Source organism: Citrobacter sp. wls827, from assembly GCF_005280875.1.
Lineage (GTDB): Bacteria > Pseudomonadota > Gammaproteobacteria > Enterobacterales > Enterobacteriaceae > Citrobacter > Citrobacter youngae.
On the sequence record NZ_SZWR01000001.1, the window covers coordinates 200,885 to 201,253 of the forward strand.

At 53.4% G+C, this 369-nt stretch carries 3 tRNA genes; all 3 read left to right on the plus strand.

Annotated elements, in window-relative coordinates:
• The first annotated feature begins 20 nt into the window (after positions 1 to 20).
• The 3 genes from FDX03_RS00930 (at position 21) to FDX03_RS00940 (ending at position 288) form a co-directional block, all read left to right on the plus strand.
• Positions 21 to 97, plus strand: a tRNA-Met gene (locus FDX03_RS00930).
• Between the two features lie 8 nt (positions 98 to 105).
• Positions 106 to 190 (plus strand) — tRNA-Leu (locus FDX03_RS00935).
• Between the two features lie 23 nt (positions 191 to 213).
• Positions 214 to 288, plus strand: a tRNA-Gln gene (locus FDX03_RS00940).
• Positions 289 to 369 lie beyond the last annotated feature (81 nt).

Sequence of the window (369 nt, forward strand, 5' to 3'; positions counted from 1 at the left end):
CGAAGAATATGATAGTATCAGGCTACGTAGCTCAGCTGGTTAGAGCACATCACTCATAATGATGGGGTCACAGGTTCGAATCCCGTCGTAGCCACCATCTTTTTTGCGGGAGTGGCGAAATTGGTAGACGCACCAGATTTAGGTTCTGGCGCCGCAAGGTGTGCGAGTTCAAGTCTCGCCTCCCGCACCATTCACCCGTAAGCGTTGCACGGATGGGGTATCGCCAAGCGGTAAGGCACCGGTTTTTGATACCGGCATTCCCTGGTTCGAATCCAGGTACCCCAGCCATTTTTTCTTCGATATAGCGGTTCACCGCGACGGTCATTGGGGTATCGCCAAGCGGTAAGGCACCGGTTTTTGATACCGGCA